Below are 18,775 nucleotides of genomic sequence, written 5' to 3'. Positions count from 1 at the left end.
AAGCAGCCTTGACTATAGTCAAGGCTGCTTTTATGCGTTATTTATCCTTAACGCGTTTGATTTCAATGTCTTTCAAAAGATCCATGACAACATGTCCGCCCATAATCAAACCGGCAACTGACGGCACAAAAGCATTAGAGGATGGCGGCATTTTTGCTTTGCGGATTTCCGCTTCGTCATTTCCCACTTCTTTTCTGACGTCTTCTCGAATGACAATTGGGCTTTCGTCAGAGAAAATCACTTGAACGCCCTTTTTGATGCCTTCTTTGCGTAATCGCGTACGGACGACCTTCGCAATTGGATCAGTGTGCGTTTTTGAAATATCAGCGATTTGGAAGCGTGTCGGGTCGGTTTTATTTGCGGCACCCATACTGGAGATGAGCGGAATATCACGCCTCAAACATTCTTTCATTAAATGGATTTTGTAATGAATCGTGTCTGACGCGTCAATCACGTAGTCTAAGTTATATTCAAAGAATTGCTCATACGTTTCTTCTGTATAAAACATTTTTAACGAGATCACTTCACACTCTGGATTAATGTCTGCGATCCGCGCTTTCATTAAATCAACTTTCGGCTGCCCGACTGTTGAAAGCATCGCGTGAAGCTGGCGGTTTACATTTGTAATATCCACATCATCTTTGTCGACAAGCAAAATGCGGCCGACGCCTGACCGTGCGAGAGCTTCCGCAGCAAATGACCCGACTCCGCCGACCCCAAGCACAGCGACCGTGCTGTGTTTCAGCGTTTCAAGGCCTTCTTTTCCGATAGCTAATTCATTGCGTGAAAACTGGTGTAACAAGAACCTCACTCCACATTCGTATTCTGGTTTCATCTATTAAACGGCTGATCTGAAAGCAGCCGTTTTTTCTGCACACAAAAATAAAGTCCCAATAGTGCCGTTGCAGCTTCCCTTTGTTTTGAACCCGCTCTCAGCAGGTGGGTGCCCTCTTTTAAATCTTGTAAGTCCTCTTTACCGAATGAAAAGAGGCGTGTACGCCATTTAAAAATGCGGGCTCCCAAATCAAAAAAATGTTCGGTCAAAACTAGGTGTACAACTAACACATCAGGACTTTATTTAACTTGTCAAAATCATATCACAGACGATTTTGATTTTCAAGAATCGAACTGCTCATTCAGTTCTTTACTTTTTTCTTAATAGAAAGATGAAGCTCATCAAGCTGAGCATCGCTTACTTCTCCTGGCGCTTCTGTCATTAAGCAGCTCGCGCTTGCTGTTTTCGGGAAGGCGATCGTATCTCTTAGGTTTGAGCGTCCCGCAAGAAGCATAACGAGACGGTCTAAGCCAAGCGCGATTCCGCCGTGCGGAGGAGCGCCATATTCAAATGCTTCCAGTAAAAATCCGAACTGTTCAGCCGCTTCTTCTTTTGAGAAGCCAAGAAGTGTAAACATTTTTTCCTGAATGTCTTTTTCGAAAATACGAATCGAACCGCCGCCAAGCTCATAGCCGTTTAAAACGAGGTCATAGGCTTGTGCTTTCATCTCTTCAGGCGCTGTTTCAATCAATTCAAGGTCTTCGCGGACAGGCATTGTAAACGGATGATGGGCTGCGTAAAAACGGCCTTCCTCCTGATCATGCTCTAAGAGCGGCCAGTCGATCACCCATAAGAAATTGAACAGGTTTTCATCTATCAGTCCGCGTTCTTTCCCAAGCTTTAAGCGCAGAGCGCCAAGTGATGCAGCTACAGTTTCAAATGTATCCGCTCCGAACAGCAGCAAATCACCTTCAGCAGCACCAAGTGCTTCAATCAGTTTAGATTGCTTTTCTTCATCAAAGAACTTGGCGATCGGGCCTTTCACTCCGTCTGCCTCAACTTTTACCCAAGCAAGTCCTTTTGCGCCGTAGTTTGCAGCAAAAACGCCAAGAGCGTCGATGTCTTTTCTAGAGTAATCACCTGCTCCGCCTTTTACATTGATGGCTTTTACCACGCCGCCGTTTTCTACAGCCGACGAGAATACTTTAAACTCTGTATCCTTCACAATGTCAGATACATCTGTCAAAAGCATGTCAAAACGCGTATCAGGTTTATCAGATCCGTATTTGTTCATTGCTTCGTCATACGTCATTCTAGGAAGAGGAAGCGTAAGTTCGACACCTTTTGTTTCACGCATGATCTTTGCCATCATATTCTCAGCCAATGACATAATGTCTTCTTGGCTCATAAAGGACATTTCAATATCAATTTGTGTAAACTCAGGCTGGCGGTCCGCACGCAAGTCTTCATCTCTGAAACAGCGGGCAATCTGATAATAGCGTTCAATGCCAGATACCATCAGAAGCTGTTTAAAAAGCTGCGGAGACTGAGGCAATGCATAGAATTCGCCTTCATGCACACGGCTTGGCACCAAGTAATCACGCGCGCCCTCAGGTGTGCTCCCTGTTAAAATCGGCGTTTCGATATCAAGAAAGCCATTTTCATCTAAGAAGCCTCGAGCCGCTTTCGTCACATTGTGGCGCAGCTGCATCGTTTGAAACATAGCCGGTCTGCGCAAATCTAAGTAACGGTATTTTAAACGGACATCCTCTGATACGTCTTCCGCTTGATCAGAAATGGCAAACGGAGGTGTCTTTGCAGCATTTAAAACAGTCACTCCATCAGCGTGAATTTCGATCGCGCCTGTTTTCAAATTCGCATTGACTGTGCCTTCTTGACGCGCTACTACTTTCCCCTGAATATCAAGCACATATTCGTTTCTGATGCCTTCCGCAACAGCAAGCGCCTCTTTTGACACATCCGGATTAAACACAACTTGAACAATCCCCGTACGGTCACGCAAGTCAATAAAAATCAATCCGCCGAGGTCGCGTCTTTTTTGGACCCAGCCCTTCAGCGTTACAGATTCGCCGATTGCTTTTTCAGTTATATCACCGCAATAATAGGTTCTTCCAAACAATATATTCCACTCCTTATCCCTTTTGGTTTGCCTTCATCACATGTATCAATTCATCAAGTGCCACTTCAATCTGTTCACCCGTTTGTGCATCTTTAACATTGATTTTATTTTGAGTAAGCTCATCCTCACCCAAAATTGCAATAAATCTGGCCTTCAGGCGGTCAGCTGCTTTAAACTGGCCTTTCATTTTCTTATTTTCATAATCGATTTCACTGGAAATACCTGCTTCTCTAAGCTTGTACACTAAGGAAACAGAATAATCCTTCGCTTTTTCGCCGAGTGTGACGATATAACAGTCGATTCCCCGATCAACAGGCAGTTCTCTTTTTTCAGCATCAATTGCCGCAAGCAGGCGTTCAATGCTCATCGCAAATCCGATGCCCGGCGCTTCAGGTCCGCCGATTTGCTCGACAAGTCCGTCGTAGCGTCCGCCGCCGGCAAGTGTCGTAATGGCGCCAAAGCCCTCCGCATTGCTCATGATCTCAAACGCAGTGTGGTTGTAATAATCCAGCCCTCTTACAAGGTTAGGATCAATTTCATACGTAATGCCAAGGTCGTTTAAATATTGCTTCACTTTTTCAAAATAAGCGGCTGATTCTTCATTTAAGTATGTCAGAATCGAAGGTGCCGATTTCATGAGCTCATGATCACGGTCTTTTTTGCAATCCAAGATTCTGAGCGGGTTTGTGTGCAGCCGTGACTGGCAGTCTGAACAAAACTCTTCAATGCGAGGCTCAAAATGCTTGACGAGTGCTTCTCTGTAGCTTTTGCGGCTTTCTTGATCGCCGAGACTGTTGATGACAAGCTTAACATTTTGCAAGCCTGCTTTTTGATAAATACTCATGGCAAGCGCCATTACCTCGGCATCGATTGCAGGATCTTTCGAGCCAATCGCTTCAATTCCAAACTGATAAAACTGGCGGTAGCGGCCTGTTTGCGGACGTTCATACCGGAACATCGGTCCGACATAATAAAGTTTTGTCGGCTGAACAGGATTCGCAAACAGCTTATTTTCATTAAAAGCGCGTACCGCCGCTGCTGTTCCTTCTGGACGAAGCGTCAGGCTTCTGCCTTTACGGTCTTGAAAGGTATACATTTCTTTTTGTACGATATCCGTCGATTCTCCGACGCCTCTGGCAAACAGCTCCGTATGCTCAAAAATCGGTGTGCGGATTTCTTTATATTGATAAGTGCGGCAAGTGTCTCTCATAATTTGTTCAACAAACTGCCAGCGATCTGATTCTCCAGGCAGAATATCCTGTGTTCCTCTTGGAATGTTATATCCCATATGAAGACCTCCTTATGTCAATTACAATTATCGTTCATGATGAAAACAAAAAAAACTCCCGCCCCTACTATAAATTTATAGTAGGGACGAGAGTTATACCCGTGGTGCCACCCTAGTTGGAATATGTTCATATTCCCGCTCGATCCTTTAACGCAGGTTCACGTTCACTGCCTAATGACGGAATGAACGCGTTCAGCAGGAAACCTCCGGAGTGTTGTTTCGAGAAAGACGCAATGGGATCCGCTTTCAGCCTAGGGCGGTTCCTCTCTAGCCATGCAATCTGACCTACTCTTCTCCATTATTGGTTCAAATTTTTCATCACTTGCTATGTACTCAATTTCTATTATAATAATGGGATTGGGGTTCTCTGTCAAGCTTTATTCCGGTTGTTTTTCCTCATTGCTGCTTCTTTGGACATAAGGCCGAACTCAGATGCTGTTTCAGTAAGATAACCGATCGTATCGGGATCTGCGTGATCGCTGTAATGCAGATTTGCTTCACCGTCGTGAAATGCACGTCCCATTTTTGGATGATATTTCATGATTTGCACACCTTTTTGATTGTATTTACGCCTAGTATAAACAAATCATTTTATTTTTATTTAAAAATCAGAAAGGACTTTACGATATTAAGCAAGAATGCTTTTTATTGATCATCAGAAAGGAGGGCATAATGAGCAAGAAATACGTTGTTCTTATTGTATGTATTATTTTTGCCGGGACCCTGTTCCCGACTTTTTCCGACGTTACAGCCGCACAGGGAGAAGCGGTTATCGCAACAGATGACATGAATGTCAGAAGCGGCCCTGGACTTAGCTACGGTATTACAGCGAAAGTGAAAAAAGGCGAGCATTACCCAATTTTAAAGGAAGACGGAGACTGGGTGCAGATTCAGCTTGGCTCCGGAAAAAAGGGGTGGGTGGTCTCCTGGCTTATTGCAAAGAAAGACCAAGCCGGCACAAACTCTTCAAAAAGCAGTGATACTGTGACATCAACAGACCCCGATCTAAGGATGCGAACAGGCCCGGGCACTTCCTACAAGGTCATCGGCAAATTCCCGCAAGGCAGCCAGGCGTCTGTCCTTGAGAAAGGTTCCGGCTGGACCAAGATATCCTATCAAAATGCTACAGGATGGGTGTCATCCGAATATGTCACGTCAAATCACAGCAGTTCAGCATCTAATGTAGGTCATCAAAACAATACTGTCGGTGCTTCAGCGGGCAAAGTCGGTGTTTCTGCACTGAATGTGAGAGCCTCCGCCTCACATGATGCAGCGATTATAACGAAACTGGATCGCGGAATGAAAGTGACAGTTCTCAATGAAAAAAATGGCTGGGCTCATATTGAGGCGAATGGGCTGAAAGGCTGGGTTGCAAGCCATTACCTTTTAACTAATTCTGATCCAGCGGAAAGTTCGGCAAATGCCGGCCGTTCAACCTCCGCTAAAAAAGCCTATATTGTATACGGAGGAACGAATGTAAGAAGTGATGCATCAACATCCGCTTCAATCGTTGAACGTGCTGCCAAAGGCGATTCATTCACCATTACAGGTTCTAAAGGCAGCTGGTATCAAATTAAGCTCGATAACGGGCAGGCTGGTTATGTAGCCAATTGGGTGGTTCAAACGTCTAAAAGCGCAGAAGAAGCAGGCGAACCTCCTGCATCTGATTCCCCGTCTGGAAACGGTTCTCTAAACAATAAAACGATTATTGTTGATCCGGGGCACGGCGGAAAAGACAGCGGAACGATCGGTTATTCAGGTAAATTCGAGAAAAACCTGACAATCAAAACGGCAAAACGGCTCGCAAGCAAACTCAGATCCGCTGGGGCCAATGTGTATGTGACACGCCAGGATGATACCTTTGTCAGCCTGCAGTCACGAGTCTCTACGTCGCACTATCGCAACGCCGACGCCTTTATCAGCATTCACTTTGACAGCTATGCGGATACTTCCACGAGAGGCAGCACCGCTTATTACTACAGTCCTGCCAAAGATCAGAAACTGGCATCCGCCGTTCACTCTGAAGTGGTAAAGCGTTCTTCTATTCCTGACCGCGGTGTGTTATTCGGAGATTATTATGTGCTCCGGGAAAACAGACAGCCCGCTATGCTCTATGAGCTGGGATATGTAAGCCATCCGCAGGAAGAAGCGATTGTACATAGCAATTCATACCAAGAAAAAGTAACAGATGGGATCGAAAGCGGACTAGAGAAATACTTCCAATAAAAAAAGCTGCCTTTTGGCAGCTTTTTTATTTTGAATCCATGATGAGTGTGACCGGTCCAGAGTTTGTAAGCTGAACATCCATCATCGCTCCAAACGTTCCGGTCTCCACTTTGATTCCTTTTTCACGAAGCAGATCGTTCCATTTTTCATAAAGGCCTAATGCTTTATCAGGTTTGGCGGCGTTCATGTAGTTTGGACGGCGCCCTTTTTTCGTATCTCCGTATAGCGTAAATTGAGAGACAGATAAAATCTCCCCTCCTATATCTAAAAGAGACAGATTCATTTTCCCTTCACTGTCATCGAAAATACGGAGATGAACCACTTTATCAGCTAAATAAGCTGCATCCTCTTCTGTATCCTCGTGAGTGATGCCAACCAGCACCATGATGCCTTGTCCAATTTGGCCGACGACCTTTTCATCCACTGTAACGCTTGCATCTGTTACTCTCTGAACAACTAGTCTCATGTTCTAACCCCTTTAGTTCATAACGCGGCGCACAGAATAGATATCTCTTATCTGTTTAATACGCTCGACGACTTTGTGCAAGTGATTGATGTTCTGAATAAAAATGGCCATATGAATGGTAGCCACTTTATTGCGATCCGATTTGCCAGAGACAGATGAAATATTTGTTTTCGTTTCATTCACTGCCTGAAGCACCTCGTTTAGCAATCCGCGGCGGTCATACCCAAGAATCTCTATCTCAACGTTGTATTCCTTACGCTTTTGAACCTGTGACTCATGCTCCCACTCTACCGGAATCAGCCGCTCTTGAGCTTCATTCGTTTTGACGTTCGGACAGTCTTCACGATGGACCGAAACCCCTCTTCCCTTTGTAATAAATCCAACAATGTCGTCACCCGGTACAGGATTGCAGCATTTTGACAAACGGACAAGAAGATTGTCGATTCCCTTGACGCGAACGCCCGCTTCCCGTTTTCGGCCCTGCGGGTATGGCTTAGGCTCCGCATTGACTTCCTGCACGCTTTTTTCCTGTTCTTCCTGGTCGCGCTGCTTTCTCTCTTTTTCCGTCAGGCGGTTTGCCACCTGTAAGGCTGTAATGCCGTTATATCCGACCGCTGCGTACATATCCTCTTCATTTGAGAAATTAAACTTGTCAGCAACCTTTTGAATATTCTCAGGCGTTAAGACATCCTTTACTTCAAAATCAAGGTTTTTAATTTCTTTCTCTACAAGCTCGCGGCCTTTTTCAACGTTTTCTTCGCGCCGCTGTTTCTTGAAGAATTGACGGATTTTATGCTTTGCCTGGGAGGTTTGGGCAAGCTTCACCCAATCCTGGCTCGGACCGTAGGAGTGCTTAGAGGTGAGAATTTCAACGATATCACCTGTCCGAAGCTTATGATCAAGCGTAACCATTTTTCCGTTTACTTTAGCACCAATTGTTTTATTGCCGATTTCCGAGTGAATTCGGTAAGAAAAATCAATCGGAACGGAGCCGGACGGAAGCTCGATTACATCTCCTTTCGGCGTAAAGACATACACCATATCAGAAAACAAATCGATTTTGAGCGATTCCATAAATTCTTCTGCATCTGTTGATTCATTTTGGAATTCTAAAATTTCACGGAACCAAGATAGCTTTTTCTCAAAGGTTGCGCTCTCATTGGCCGCTTTCCCCTCTTTATAAGCCCAGTGGGCCGCAACCCCGTATTCCGCAATTTCATGCATTTCAAAGGTGCGGATCTGCACTTCCAGCGGATCACCTTTAGGCCCGATAACCGTTGTATGAAGCGATTGATACATATTCGGCTTCGGCATTGCGATATAATCTTTGAATCTGCCGGGCATAGGCTTCCAGCATGTGTGAATGATGCCGAGCACCGCGTAGCAGTCCTTTATGCTATTCACAAGAATGCGGACAGCCAATAAATCGTAAATTTCGTTAAATTGCTTATTTTGCAGCACCATTTTTCGATAGATGCTGTAAATATGTTTTGGACGTCCCGAAAAGTCAGCCTTGATATTCACTTCTTCGACACGTTTCTTCACTTCATTGACAACCTCATCGACATAAAGCTCACGTTCTGCGCGTTTTTTCTTCATGAGGTTGACAATTCTGTAATATTGCTGAGGATTCAAATAACGGAGCGCTGTATCTTCCAGTTCCCACTTAATCTTTGATATCCCGAGACGATGCGCCAAAGGAGCAAAAATTTCCAGCGTTTCATTGGAAATTCTCCGCTGTTTTTGCTGAGGGAGATGCTTTAGCGTCCGCATATTGTGAAGACGATCCGCCAGCTTGATCAGTATGACCCTGATATCTTGAGCCATAGCGACAAACATTTTGCGATGATTTTCCGCCTGCTGTTCCTCTTGTGATTTATATTTAATTTTACCGAGCTTTGTTACACCGTCAACAAGCATTGCCACTTCTTCGGAAAATGCTTCTTTCAGGTCATCGAGCGTCACATCTGTATCTTCCACCACATCGTGCAGAAATCCGCCCGCGATTGTGGAAGGGTCCATCTCAAGATCAACGAGAATTCCCGCAACCTGAATCGGATGAATAATATATGGTTCGCCCGATTTGCGGTATTGCTCGCGATGAGCATCCTCAGCATACAGATATGCTTTCTCGACAAATGCGATATGCTCACCAGATAGATAGCTGCGCGCTTTATCAATAACTTGCTCGGCAGTCAATACTTGTTCGTTCGCCATGGAATCACCTTTTTTAGAATGTAAACTGTATTGTAGTTTATTATCAAGAAAAAAACGAAAGATGTAAAGAGCAGAAGCTCAAATAGCCGATATTATATAAAATAAACGCAAAACAATAGGAAAAAAGCACCCTAACATGGAGTGCTTTTTTCGTTATGCGATTATCTTTAGTATTTCATTAACGTTAGCATATCATAATTTTCAAGCTTCTTTCTGCCGTCAAGGTAAGAAAGCTCGATTAAGAAAGCGATACCAGCAACAACGCCGCCAAGTTCTTCAACAAGTTTGATTGTTGCTTCAATTGTGCCGCCTGTCGCAAGCAAGTCATCTGTAATTAGCACACGCTGACCTGGTTGAATCGCATCTTTGTGGATCGTTAATACGTCTTTTCCATATTCCAAGCCGTAGTCCACTTTGATCACTTCACGAGGCAATTTGCCTTCTTTGCGGACCGGAGCAAAACCTACGCCAAGCGCGTAAGCAACGGGACAGCCGATAATAAAGCCGCGCGCTTCAGGGCCTACGACCAAATCAATTTGTTTTTCTTTCGCGTATTCAACAATTTGGTCTGTGGCATAGCGGTATACGTCGCCTTTATCCATCAGTGTCGTAATATCTTTAAATTGCACGCCCTCTTTCGGGTAATCCGGTACAATTGTTACGTATTGTTTTAAATCCATCTGTTTTATGTCCTCCTCGTACTTTCATAAGCCTCTGAATCATGTTTCATCAGCTTATTCAGCCATTCCTTCAGCTCTTCAGCAGAAGAATAATTCAGCTTTTGATCCAATTCCATCAGCTGCTGCTTCGCCTGATATGTTTGTGAGTCTGTTAAATCTCGTTTCTTTACTCCGGTGACCACAGACAGCACACCATTCTCTATTTTAACAAAACCTAGATCAAAAAACACCTTTGTCATGAAATTGATTGTCTCAATGGACCAGCCTTTATGCCTTGCAAGCTCTGAGCCGTGTTTTTTCACGTCAAAAGTGCCTCTTTTCAGCAAGAACGCATAATACCATTTAAAGTGGTCTCTTGCGGGAAATGTCGATAAAAAGTGGTCCTCTTGATTGAGAAAAATAAAATATATCCGCTCCGGTGCCTTGTTTTCCAGCAAACGTGCAAGCATGTCCAATGAAGGCGGCGGATCCAGCAATACAGTAAACGCACCATCAAGGTCTAATGCCTTCGCTTGATCTTCTGAGCTGATGACATGCACATCGCGGCGAAGATCTTCAGTCTGAAGAAGTGCTGTTGAGTCTTCTTTGAAAGAGACAATGGTCCGTTTGGCAGATGGAAGGGCGGAAACTGTGTCTTCCCACATCCGTTTTCCCCTTAAGTCAAACAGCTGCCATTCAGAAACCGCGGCATCCTTAATCATTAGCTGCGGTTTTTTTCTATTATTCCATTCGTTAATAGACATCTCGCCGACAATTGAAATTCTTGATCCGCGGACGATGCCTTCTTCAAGCTCACCTTTATTAAAGCCGACGCAATCAAGTTGAGATGACTCGTTTCTGATCGTCATTTTCACATGATTTTTATTAGCGCCTATTTTGCGGATATCTTCCAGCACAGCGTTTTCTACGAGAACGTGCGGTTTTGGGTTCAGCATGCCAAAGGGGGACAGCAGGTTCATCTCTGTGATGCTTTCAACTGTAATGTCCTCCAAACCGCAGACGAGATCTACTTCCTGCACAGGAATAAAATCTTCTTCCGTAAGCGTGTTGTTCGCTATTTCATTCAGCCTATCTCGTAAATCCGGCACATCTTCAGTATTTAGCGTCATTCCCGCCGCCATTGGATGGCCGCCGAAATGAGGAAGAATATCTCTGCATTCAGAAAGGCTCTCGAATAAATTAAAGCCTCTGATGCTTCGGGCCGAGCCTTTGGCGATTCCTTTTTCTTCATCAATGCCAAGCACAACAGCCGGACGGTAGAAACGGTCAACAAGCTTTGAAGCCACAATCCCGACGACTCCTGGATTCCATCCGGCTTTAGCGACAACGATTGCAGTTTGGTCGAGACCTTGCTGTTCAACCATTTCAATCGCTTCATCCGTCATCTTGCTAACCATTTTTTGGCGCTCTTTGTTCAGCTCATCAATACCAGCAGCAAGCTCTGCCGCTTCAAACAAATCCTCTGACATGAGCAAATGAACAGCGGGATCCGCCTGCTCGATTCTTCCGACGGCATTCAGCCTCGGCGCTATCTGGAACCCTACTGTTTCTTCGTTCGCTTCTCCGATGTCTCCGCCCGACAGCTTGACCAGCTCTTTTAAGCCCAGCCGATTCGTCCGGCGAAGCCTTTCAAGTCCCAGTGTTGCAATTAATCTGTTTTCATCGTGCAGCGGGACAAGATCGGCAATGGTGCCGATTGCCGCCAAATCAAGCAATTCATCCGGCAGTTCCCCTAATAAAGCATGGGCAAGCTTAAACGCGACCCCAACCCCGGCAAGCTCTTTAAACGGATATGTGCAGCCAGATTGCTTCGGGTGGACGATCGCGTGGGCATCCGGAAGCTCTGGTCCCGGCTCATGGTGATCCGTAATAATAACATCCAGTCCGAGTTCCCTTGCCACCTTCGCTTCATGCACAGCGGCAATTCCTGTATCAACCGTTATAACCAGAGAGAAGCCCCGTTCTTTAATCAAACGAAACGCCTGTTCATTAGGGCCATATCCTTCTTTAAAGCGGTCAGGTATATAAAAATCAACTTGAGCCGACAGCTTTTGCAGCGTATGAAGCATCACTGACGTACTGGTAACTCCATCGGCATCATAATCGCCATATATCATAATCTGTTCTTGTTGTGAAATCGCCTGTTTTATTCGATCTGCCGCTTCTTTCATGCCCTTCATTTCGAAAGGATCATAAAAATCGGCTTCCTTTGTATGTAAAAACAGCTTTGCGCTTTCTGCCGTATCAAAGCCTCTTTTTACAAGCAGGGACGCAACAAGAGGTGTTATATGCAATTGTTCTGTGAGTGATTTGATCTTATCCTGATCTGGTCGCTGGATTTCCCATCGCATTTTTGACGCTAACATAAATTCACCCCTCAACCACCCTATTATACTAGAGCAGACTGAGGGGTTTCAAATATTATTCAAAAACTAGTCTTTTTTCTCAAGTTCAGCTGATGCATCCTGTGTGTCGTTCAGATCAGTATGCAGCGTATCCTCTTGGTTATGTACCGTTCCTTGAGCAGCTTTATTTTCTTTCCGCAACGCTTTTATTTCCCGCTTTAATTTCATCACCTGAAAAACACCGGCAGAAAATACGATCAGCGCGCCCATTAAAACTGACCCTATAATAACTAGGATAAGCGGCCACTCCGACCTGCCAAACAGGTAATCAACTTCTACGGATCTTACATTAATGACTGCAAAAATAGCGACAATTAAAGTGAATATAAGTGCAAAAATAATGGTCCATTGTTTATTCATTCTCTTTCCCCCAAACTTTTTATTGAGGTAACTTTCCCTATCAAGACTGGATGTAAACATGGCTTAACACGAGGTTAAGCCCCATTCGCAGTAAATTTTTCCCGAATCAGCCTCTTCAGTCCATTACTCTCACCGGAAATGACAAGTGTATCACCTTCATCAATGACTGTTTCAGATCCCGGGTTCAGTTGTTTATCCTGACTCTTCTTTATAATCGCGATGACTGTCACATGATATTCTCGCCTCGCGTCCAAATCACCAATTGTATGATGAACGGCAGGCGCTCCCGCCTCTGCTTTACACCACTCTATGATTAGATCATCCAGCGCTGACTCGACCCGTTCTAATGCTTTCGGTTTATATGCCATTCCGCCGAGAATGGCAGAGACTTGTCTTGCTTCAACGTCATCAAACTGCACGGAGGCAACACATTCTTCATGATCATTTTCGTCAAAATAGTACAGCTCTCTTCGGCCGTCATGATGAATGACAATTGACATTTTATCCCGATTTCTCGTCATGATTTCAACTTTATGCCCTATGCCCGGCAGCTCCGATTCGCGGATCCTCATTTATAAACCCTCCTACATATCTGAAAACCAGTCATAAACAATCTCAACACCATTTATATGTGTAAATGTAAGCGTATGTCATTATAACAAATGTCTATTTTAAGTTCAATGAAACTTAAAAAACAGGCTGCCCTGCAAAGGACAGCCCGACAATTTTATTGCGCCTTTTCTTTTTTCAGTTCTTTGCCTTTCCATACAAGCCAAATTTGAGCGGCAATGTAGAGAGAGGAATAAACGCCTGTTAACAGCCCGACCAATAAAGCAATTGAGAAGTTTGTAATCGAAGATGCTCCAAAGATGAGCAAAGTCACTACAACAATCACGACCGTTAACACAGTGTTAATTGAACGTGTAAAGGTTTGCTGCAGGCTTAGATTTACAATGTGATTCAGGTCGGCAAATGTTTTCGGCTTGCGCTTTTTCATATGCTCCCGAACCCTATCAAATGTAACGATTGTATCGTTAATCGAATACCCGACAATCGTCAGGATGGCGGCGATGAAGGTAACATCTACCTCAAGCCTTGTAATGCTGAAAAACGCGATGATAAAGAAAGCATCATAAAGCAGTGAAGCGATTGCTGCTATCGCCATTTTGTATTCGAATCGGACCGAAACGTAAATGATGATGCCAATAGAAGCGATAGCAAGTGCGTACAGCGCATTTCTTGCCAGCTCTTTACCGACCGTCGGTGAAACTGTGCTGACATTTGGTTCTGATCCGTATTTGTCTTTGAAATACGTTTTTACGTCGGCAATGGTTTCTTTATCTGGGACACCAACAAAACGGGCAACACCGATATTGCTCTTGTCCCCAGAAAGGACAACTGTATCTGGGTCCATGCCAAGTGATGCAAAATCCTTCTCTACCTGCTCTGTCGTCAGCTTATGGTCGCTCTGCACTTCTATCCGGGCGCCGCTTGCAAAGTCAATGCCAAGATTGAGCTTAAAGACAAGCAGGATAATAATCCCGGCAATCGTGACTGCACTGGAGAAAACAAAGAAATATTTGCGTTTGCTCGTGAAATCCCATTTTCGGAACGGCGTATGCGGTTCTGTATTTTCATCCGTATCCTGGATATTCATAATATGTTTCTTATTGACGCCGAACCAGCCTTTTTTCCGATCAAGCCATCTGCTTTCCACGAGGAGTGCAAGGAGAAATCTTGATAAGAAAACGGCAGTGATAAAGCTTGTCAAAATCGACAGAATCAGCATTGTAGCAAACCCTTTTACAGAGCTTGTCCCGAAAATGAAGAGTACAACGGCTGCAATAATCGTTGTAATATTCGCGTCAAAAATCGTCGCAAATGATCGTCTGTTTCCTGAACGGAAGGCGGAGCGGACCGACTTTCCTAACTTAAGCTCCTCTTTAATCCGTTCATAGGTGATGATATTGGCGTCAACAGCCATCCCGACACCTAAAATGAGAGCGGCAATTCCCGGAAGTGTGAGTACCGCATTCATCCAGTCAAAGACCTGCAGCGTAATGTAGATATAAACCGATAGCGTAATCACCGCAATAAATCCTGGCAGGCGGTAATAGAAAAGCATAAATAAGAAAATAATTGCGACACCGACAATACCAGCTAACACCGTATCATGGAGCGCCTGCTGGCCGAATTGTGCACCTACTGAAGTTGAATATTTTTCAGTCAGTTTCACAGGAAGCGCGCCGGCATTTAAAATGTTGGCTAAATCTTTCGCCTTTTGAACGGTAAAATGCCCTTCAATTGTAACGTCTTTTGTGTTTAATTCCTGACTAACGTTCGGAGCGGATACATATTTAGGATGCTCTTTTTGAACTTCTTTCTTAAAAGAGTCTCCTTTTTCGTAATCGAGCCAAATGACAAGCTGGTTGTTCGGCGCCATCTTCATGACCTGTTTGGTCACTTCGCCAAATTTATCAGCGTCTTTTAATTTAATACTGACAATCGGTTCATTTGTTTTAGGGTCATAGGTTTGTTTGGCGCCATTTTCGACGAGATCAGAGCCGTTCAACAATTCTTTATCATTCGTATCTCTGAAGGAAAGCTGGGCTTCAGTAGCCAAAATTTCACGCGCTCTGTTTTGGTTTGTCACACCAGCGAGCTGAACGCGAATCCGGTTATTTCCTTCAATTTGAATGTTCGGTTCACTTACACCGAGAACATTGGCTCTGCGGTTCAGCGCCTCTACTGTGCTGACCAGAACATCTTTTGTGATTTTGTCACCTTTTTTTACGGGCTGTACATCATACAGCACCTCAAATCCGCCTTGCAAATCCAATCCTAATGTAATATTGTTCGCGGCAGGCTTTGTAAAGTAACCCAAGCCTGTGCCGATCAATAAAACGAAAAGGAAAAACGCAATCAAGCGTCCTTTTTTCATTATGTATATCCTCCCTTAAACCTGTGCGAATCAATCTGCTATCTCAGCAGTTCATCCAATGCTTCCTGTGCTTCTTCACTGCCTAGCCAACTAGACGTTTTGAATGACTCAACAGTTGCATAGTTCATAAATTCGCCAATTTTCACTGATAAAATATCACTCGTCATTTCATAAATGTGCAGCTCCGTTTTCTTTTTCCACTTCTTATCTTTTAAGAATGACCACAAACTTTCGAGCTCAACATCATCATACCCGAGAATCTTAAACTCTTCCAGTTTGCTGTAAAGAAACGGCCTGACGTGGTCCTTATATAGATCCGCGGGATGCTTCTCCACGATTCCACGCTCCTTTTTTTATTGTTTTTCAAGAAGACTTGTCATGCTTGGACGATATATACGCATATCTTATTGTATATGATTACAGGTAGTTTGAGAAGGCAGGGGGTAAAAATGGCGAAACAGACGTTTTTAAGGGGCACTCTTATCCTTATCGCAGCAGGGATGGTGACAAGAATGCTCGGGTTTGTCAACCGGGTGGTTATTGCCCGGTTTATCGGCGAAGAAGGAGTCGGGCTTTACATGATGGCAGCTCCGACCTTCTTTTTAGCCACTACATTAACTCAATTCGGTCTGCCGGTCGCGATCAGTAAGCTTGTCGCAGAAGCAAGCGCACGCGGCGACCACAAAAAAACAAAAAATATTTTAGTCATGTCTCTGACCATCACAGGAGTGCTCAGTCTGATCTTTACACCGCTGTTTCTGTTTTTTGCCCCTGTTATGGCTGAAACGATGCTGACAGACAAGAGAACATTGTATCCTCTTCTGGCCATTACGCCGGTTGTGCCGATTATTGCTATCTCAAGTGTATTGAGGGGGTACTTTCAAGGAAAACAGAATATGAACCCGCTTGCCATGTCTCAAGTCCTTGAACAGGTTGTCCGCATTTCACTCGTCGCTGCCTGTACGACAATTTTTCTTCCTTACGGAATTGAATATGCCGCAGCAGGGGCAATGCTTTCCTCGGTCGCAGGAGAGCTGGCATCACTTCTGTATTTATTCGTTTGCTTTAAGTATAAAAAGACCATTAAAATCAGAAAGCATTTTTTCCAGTCGATTAAAAATGGAAAACAAACCTTTACCCAATTAATGAGCGTATCCCTTCCAACGACCGGGAGCCGCTTTATCGGCAATCTCTCTTGGTTTTTCGAGCCGATTGTCGTTGCTCAAAGCCTTGCCATCGCCGGTGTCGCGACGGTCGCCGCCACAAAGCAATACGGGGAACTGACCGGCTTTGCCATGACGCTACTGACTCTGCCCAGCTTTATTACATATTCTTTGTCGACCGCACTTGTTCCTGCGATCAGTGAAGGGATGGAGCAGAAAAAATTGCAGGTGGTGGAATACCGTTTGGAACAGGCCATGCGGCTCTGCCTGCTCAGCGGAGGCATTTCAGTTGTCATTTTATACGTCTTTGCGGACGAGCTGATGAGGGTAATGTATGGCTCTTCAGGCGCAGCTGTATTCATAAAAGTGATGGCTCCGTTTTTTCTCCTATATTATTTTCAAGGTCCTCTTCAGGCGGTCCTGCAGGCGCTTAATTTGGCCGGTGCTGCGATGATGAACAGTTTAATTGGAGCGCTTGTCAAAACAGGTCTTATTTTTGTCCTTGCCACAAGACCGTCTCTCGGCATTATGGGCGCATCGCTGGCCATTGTAACAGGTATGGTGCTCGTCACGCTTTTGCACGCGGCAACCGTAAGCAAGGTACTGCCGATCAGCATTAAAATGAAAGAGTATGCGCTTAGTTTCACTGTTATAGTGATTTGCGGATTCATCAGCTCTGCCATCAAACAATATGTAAGCTTTGGGGCGTCCGAGGCAGTGAATGTCGCCGGGTGGATTACAATAAGCGCCGCCATCTATATCATCCTTCTGCTCGCTTTCCGTTTAATAAAAAAAGATGAGCTTCGCCGCATTCCTATTATCGGACGTCTGATCGCTCGCTAAAGGTTACGTGCGGCTCCCATCCTTTTCATCAATAAATAACTCACCGTCAGTAAATGAGCAAAACGAAATGTCTGAAGGATTTGCATATCCATGTTTTTTTAATGTTTCAAACAGCCATTGTTCATCTTTGTCAATTCTGGACAGATTTTCTGTATGAATCGAGCCATCTATAATGAGCGGCATTTCAAGTTGCCGATGCTCACCGCTGTTTTCTTTCTTTATAACGGTCAATTTGCCCGACGGCTCTAAAATGGCAAATGATACATCAGCTACTCTGTCGATACTGTTTTCTCTGAGCTGAACCATTAAATCATCAAAATTATAACGTTGTGATCTCATGGCGCCTTCGTCAATTTCCCCATATTTAATAATGATAGTCGGCTTGCCGTCAAGCAGCTGGCGGATTTTTCGGTTTTTTAAAGAAAAGTAGGCGAATGTCACCTGAATGATCATTAATACGAGCATCGGCAGGATGGTGTGAAACAGATGATCCTCTACGTTTTCTATGGCTAAAACGGCGATTTCTGCCATCATGATAAAGACAACGAGATCTAAAATGCTAAGCTCCCCGATCTCCCGTTTGCCCATGAAACGAAAAATAACCAATATCACAAAATACAATATGATTGTGCGAAATGTAATAGTAAAAAGCTCTTCCATCATGCACCTCCAACTCATCATAGGTTGCAACAAAACGACCAATTTATGTAGGAAGAACCGATAGGATTTCATAAAGCTTTTACGTCTAATTCACGGAATGAGGGAATACATTTTTACAAAGACGAGCTGTCAGCATGTCTGGCGCTTTGTTCAAAAAGAACAAAAGCCTTTTAATACAGGCAGAGAGGAGACATTTATGGAGGAAACGAAACAAGTTGGAAAAGGCATTCTTTACGGCTTAATCGCCATATTCTCAGCTATGCTTCTGACGAGTTTAGCCGTTTCACTTTTACTGACGGCAACATCGCTGGAAGAGTCATCATTCAACTGGCTGATCACAGCCGTATCGTTTATTTCCTTATTCATCGGAGGATTCATTTCAGGCGGGAAAGGAAAAGAAAGAGGATGGATGATCGGGGCATTGACTGCTTTAAGCTTCTCACTGATTATTTTGTTGTTTCAGTATTTAGGCTTCGGAAAAACATTTACAGCGGAACAGCTGCTCTTCCATCTTGGATTTTTAGGGGTATGCATGCTGGGCGGGATTTTCGGCGTGAATTTGAAGGGAAACAGGTCTTCCACATAAAAAAGAGCGGAATCATCCGCTCTTT

At 44.3% G+C, this 18,775-nt stretch carries 16 protein-coding genes, 1 other RNA gene and 1 other annotated feature; of the genes, 3 read left to right on the top strand and 14 right to left on the bottom strand.

Annotation, left to right across the window (positions count from 1 at the left end):
* Positions 1-37 precede the first annotated feature (37 nt).
* From BTW01_RS06865 to BTW01_RS06845, 5 genes are all read right to left on the bottom strand, one after another.
* Complete coding sequence (locus BTW01_RS06865) at positions 38-802, bottom strand: tRNA threonylcarbamoyladenosine dehydratase (protein WP_162102277.1); 765 nt, start codon at positions 800-802, stop codon at positions 38-40.
* An 81-nt stretch (positions 803-883) separates the two neighbouring features.
* Positions 884-1,076, bottom strand: a non-coding RNA gene (gene ssrS, locus BTW01_RS06860) — 6S RNA.
* Between the two features lie 60 nt (positions 1,077-1,136).
* Complete coding sequence (aspS, locus tag BTW01_RS06855; protein WP_162102276.1) at positions 1,137-2,915, bottom strand: aspartate--tRNA ligase; 1,779 nt, start codon at positions 2,913-2,915, stop codon at positions 1,137-1,139.
* Positions 2,916-2,928: 13 nt separating this feature from the next.
* The gene (hisS, locus tag BTW01_RS06850; protein WP_162102275.1) at positions 2,929-4,203 is read right to left on the bottom strand and encodes a histidine--tRNA ligase; all 1,275 of its coding nucleotides are present in this window, start codon (positions 4,201-4,203) and stop codon (positions 2,929-2,931) included.
* A 79-nt stretch (positions 4,204-4,282) separates the two neighbouring features.
* Positions 4,283-4,514: a binding site (T-box leader), on the bottom strand.
* 59 nt (positions 4,515-4,573) lie between these two features.
* The gene (locus BTW01_RS06845) at positions 4,574-4,744 is read right to left on the bottom strand and encodes a YrzK family protein (protein WP_162102274.1); all 171 of its coding nucleotides are present in this window, start codon (positions 4,742-4,744) and stop codon (positions 4,574-4,576) included.
* A 131-nt stretch (positions 4,745-4,875) separates the two neighbouring features.
* Here BTW01_RS06845 and BTW01_RS06840 point away from each other — a divergent pair, with 131 nt between their 5' ends.
* Positions 4,876-6,429 carry an SH3 domain-containing protein gene (locus tag BTW01_RS06840; RefSeq protein WP_162102273.1) on the top strand — a complete coding sequence of 518 codons (1,554 nt, stop codon included), beginning with the start codon at positions 4,876-4,878 and terminating at the stop codon, positions 6,427-6,429.
* Positions 6,430-6,454: 25 nt separating this feature from the next.
* Here the strand turns inward: BTW01_RS06840 and dtd are convergent, their stop codons facing one another.
* The 8 genes from dtd to BTW01_RS06800 form a co-directional block, all read right to left on the bottom strand.
* Positions 6,455-6,895 (bottom strand): D-aminoacyl-tRNA deacylase, encoded by a 441-nt coding sequence (gene dtd / locus BTW01_RS06835; protein ID WP_162102272.1) that lies wholly within the window; start codon positions 6,893-6,895, stop codon positions 6,455-6,457.
* Between the two features lie 12 nt (positions 6,896-6,907).
* On the bottom strand, positions 6,908-9,112 hold the full coding sequence (gene relA, locus BTW01_RS06830; RefSeq protein ID WP_162102271.1) for a GTP diphosphokinase: 2,205 nt from the start codon (positions 9,110-9,112) through the stop codon (positions 6,908-6,910).
* Between the two features lie 167 nt (positions 9,113-9,279).
* Positions 9,280-9,792, bottom strand: coding sequence for an adenine phosphoribosyltransferase (locus tag BTW01_RS06825; RefSeq protein WP_162102270.1), 513 nt, complete (start codon positions 9,790-9,792; stop codon positions 9,280-9,282).
* Between the two features lie 5 nt (positions 9,793-9,797).
* The gene (recJ, locus tag BTW01_RS06820; RefSeq protein WP_162102269.1) at positions 9,798-12,158 is read right to left on the bottom strand and encodes a single-stranded-DNA-specific exonuclease RecJ; all 2,361 of its coding nucleotides are present in this window, start codon (positions 12,156-12,158) and stop codon (positions 9,798-9,800) included.
* A 66-nt stretch (positions 12,159-12,224) separates the two neighbouring features.
* Positions 12,225-12,557 carry a LapA family protein gene (locus BTW01_RS06815; protein ID WP_162102268.1) on the bottom strand — a complete coding sequence of 111 codons (333 nt, stop codon included), beginning with the start codon at positions 12,555-12,557 and terminating at the stop codon, positions 12,225-12,227.
* 74 nt (positions 12,558-12,631) lie between these two features.
* Positions 12,632-13,129, bottom strand: a complete 498-nt coding sequence (locus tag BTW01_RS06810; protein ID WP_162102267.1) for a cation:proton antiporter regulatory subunit — start codon at positions 13,127-13,129, stop codon at positions 12,632-12,634.
* 155 nt (positions 13,130-13,284) lie between these two features.
* Positions 13,285-15,498 carry a protein translocase subunit SecDF gene (gene secDF, locus BTW01_RS06805; protein WP_162102266.1) on the bottom strand — a complete coding sequence of 738 codons (2,214 nt, stop codon included), beginning with the start codon at positions 15,496-15,498 and terminating at the stop codon, positions 13,285-13,287.
* Positions 15,499-15,536: 38 nt separating this feature from the next.
* Positions 15,537-15,833: a post-transcriptional regulator gene (locus BTW01_RS06800; protein WP_162102265.1), complete on the bottom strand. Its 297-nt coding sequence runs from the start codon at positions 15,831-15,833 to the stop codon at positions 15,537-15,539.
* Positions 15,834-15,947: 114 nt separating this feature from the next.
* Here BTW01_RS06800 and spoVB point away from each other — a divergent pair, with 114 nt between their 5' ends.
* Complete coding sequence (spoVB, locus tag BTW01_RS06795) at positions 15,948-17,504, top strand: stage V sporulation protein B (protein WP_162102264.1); 1,557 nt, start codon at positions 15,948-15,950, stop codon at positions 17,502-17,504.
* A gap of 3 nt (positions 17,505-17,507) precedes the next feature.
* Here the strand turns inward: spoVB and BTW01_RS06790 are convergent, their stop codons facing one another.
* Positions 17,508-18,164: a DUF421 domain-containing protein gene (locus BTW01_RS06790; RefSeq protein WP_162102263.1), complete on the bottom strand. Its 657-nt coding sequence runs from the start codon at positions 18,162-18,164 to the stop codon at positions 17,508-17,510.
* Between the two features lie 196 nt (positions 18,165-18,360).
* Here BTW01_RS06790 and BTW01_RS06785 point away from each other — a divergent pair, with 196 nt between their 5' ends.
* Entirely contained in the window at positions 18,361-18,750 is a 390-nt protein-coding gene (locus BTW01_RS06785) for a TIGR04086 family membrane protein (protein WP_202923592.1), read from the top strand.
* Positions 18,751-18,775 lie beyond the last annotated feature (25 nt).

Source organism: Bacillus sp. SKDU12 (assembly GCF_010093085.1).
GTDB lineage: Bacteria > Bacillota > Bacilli > Bacillales > Bacillaceae > Bacillus > Bacillus mexicanus.
The sequence above is the reverse complement of the archived record's forward strand: the minus strand, read 5'-3'. Positions and strand labels throughout refer to the sequence as shown.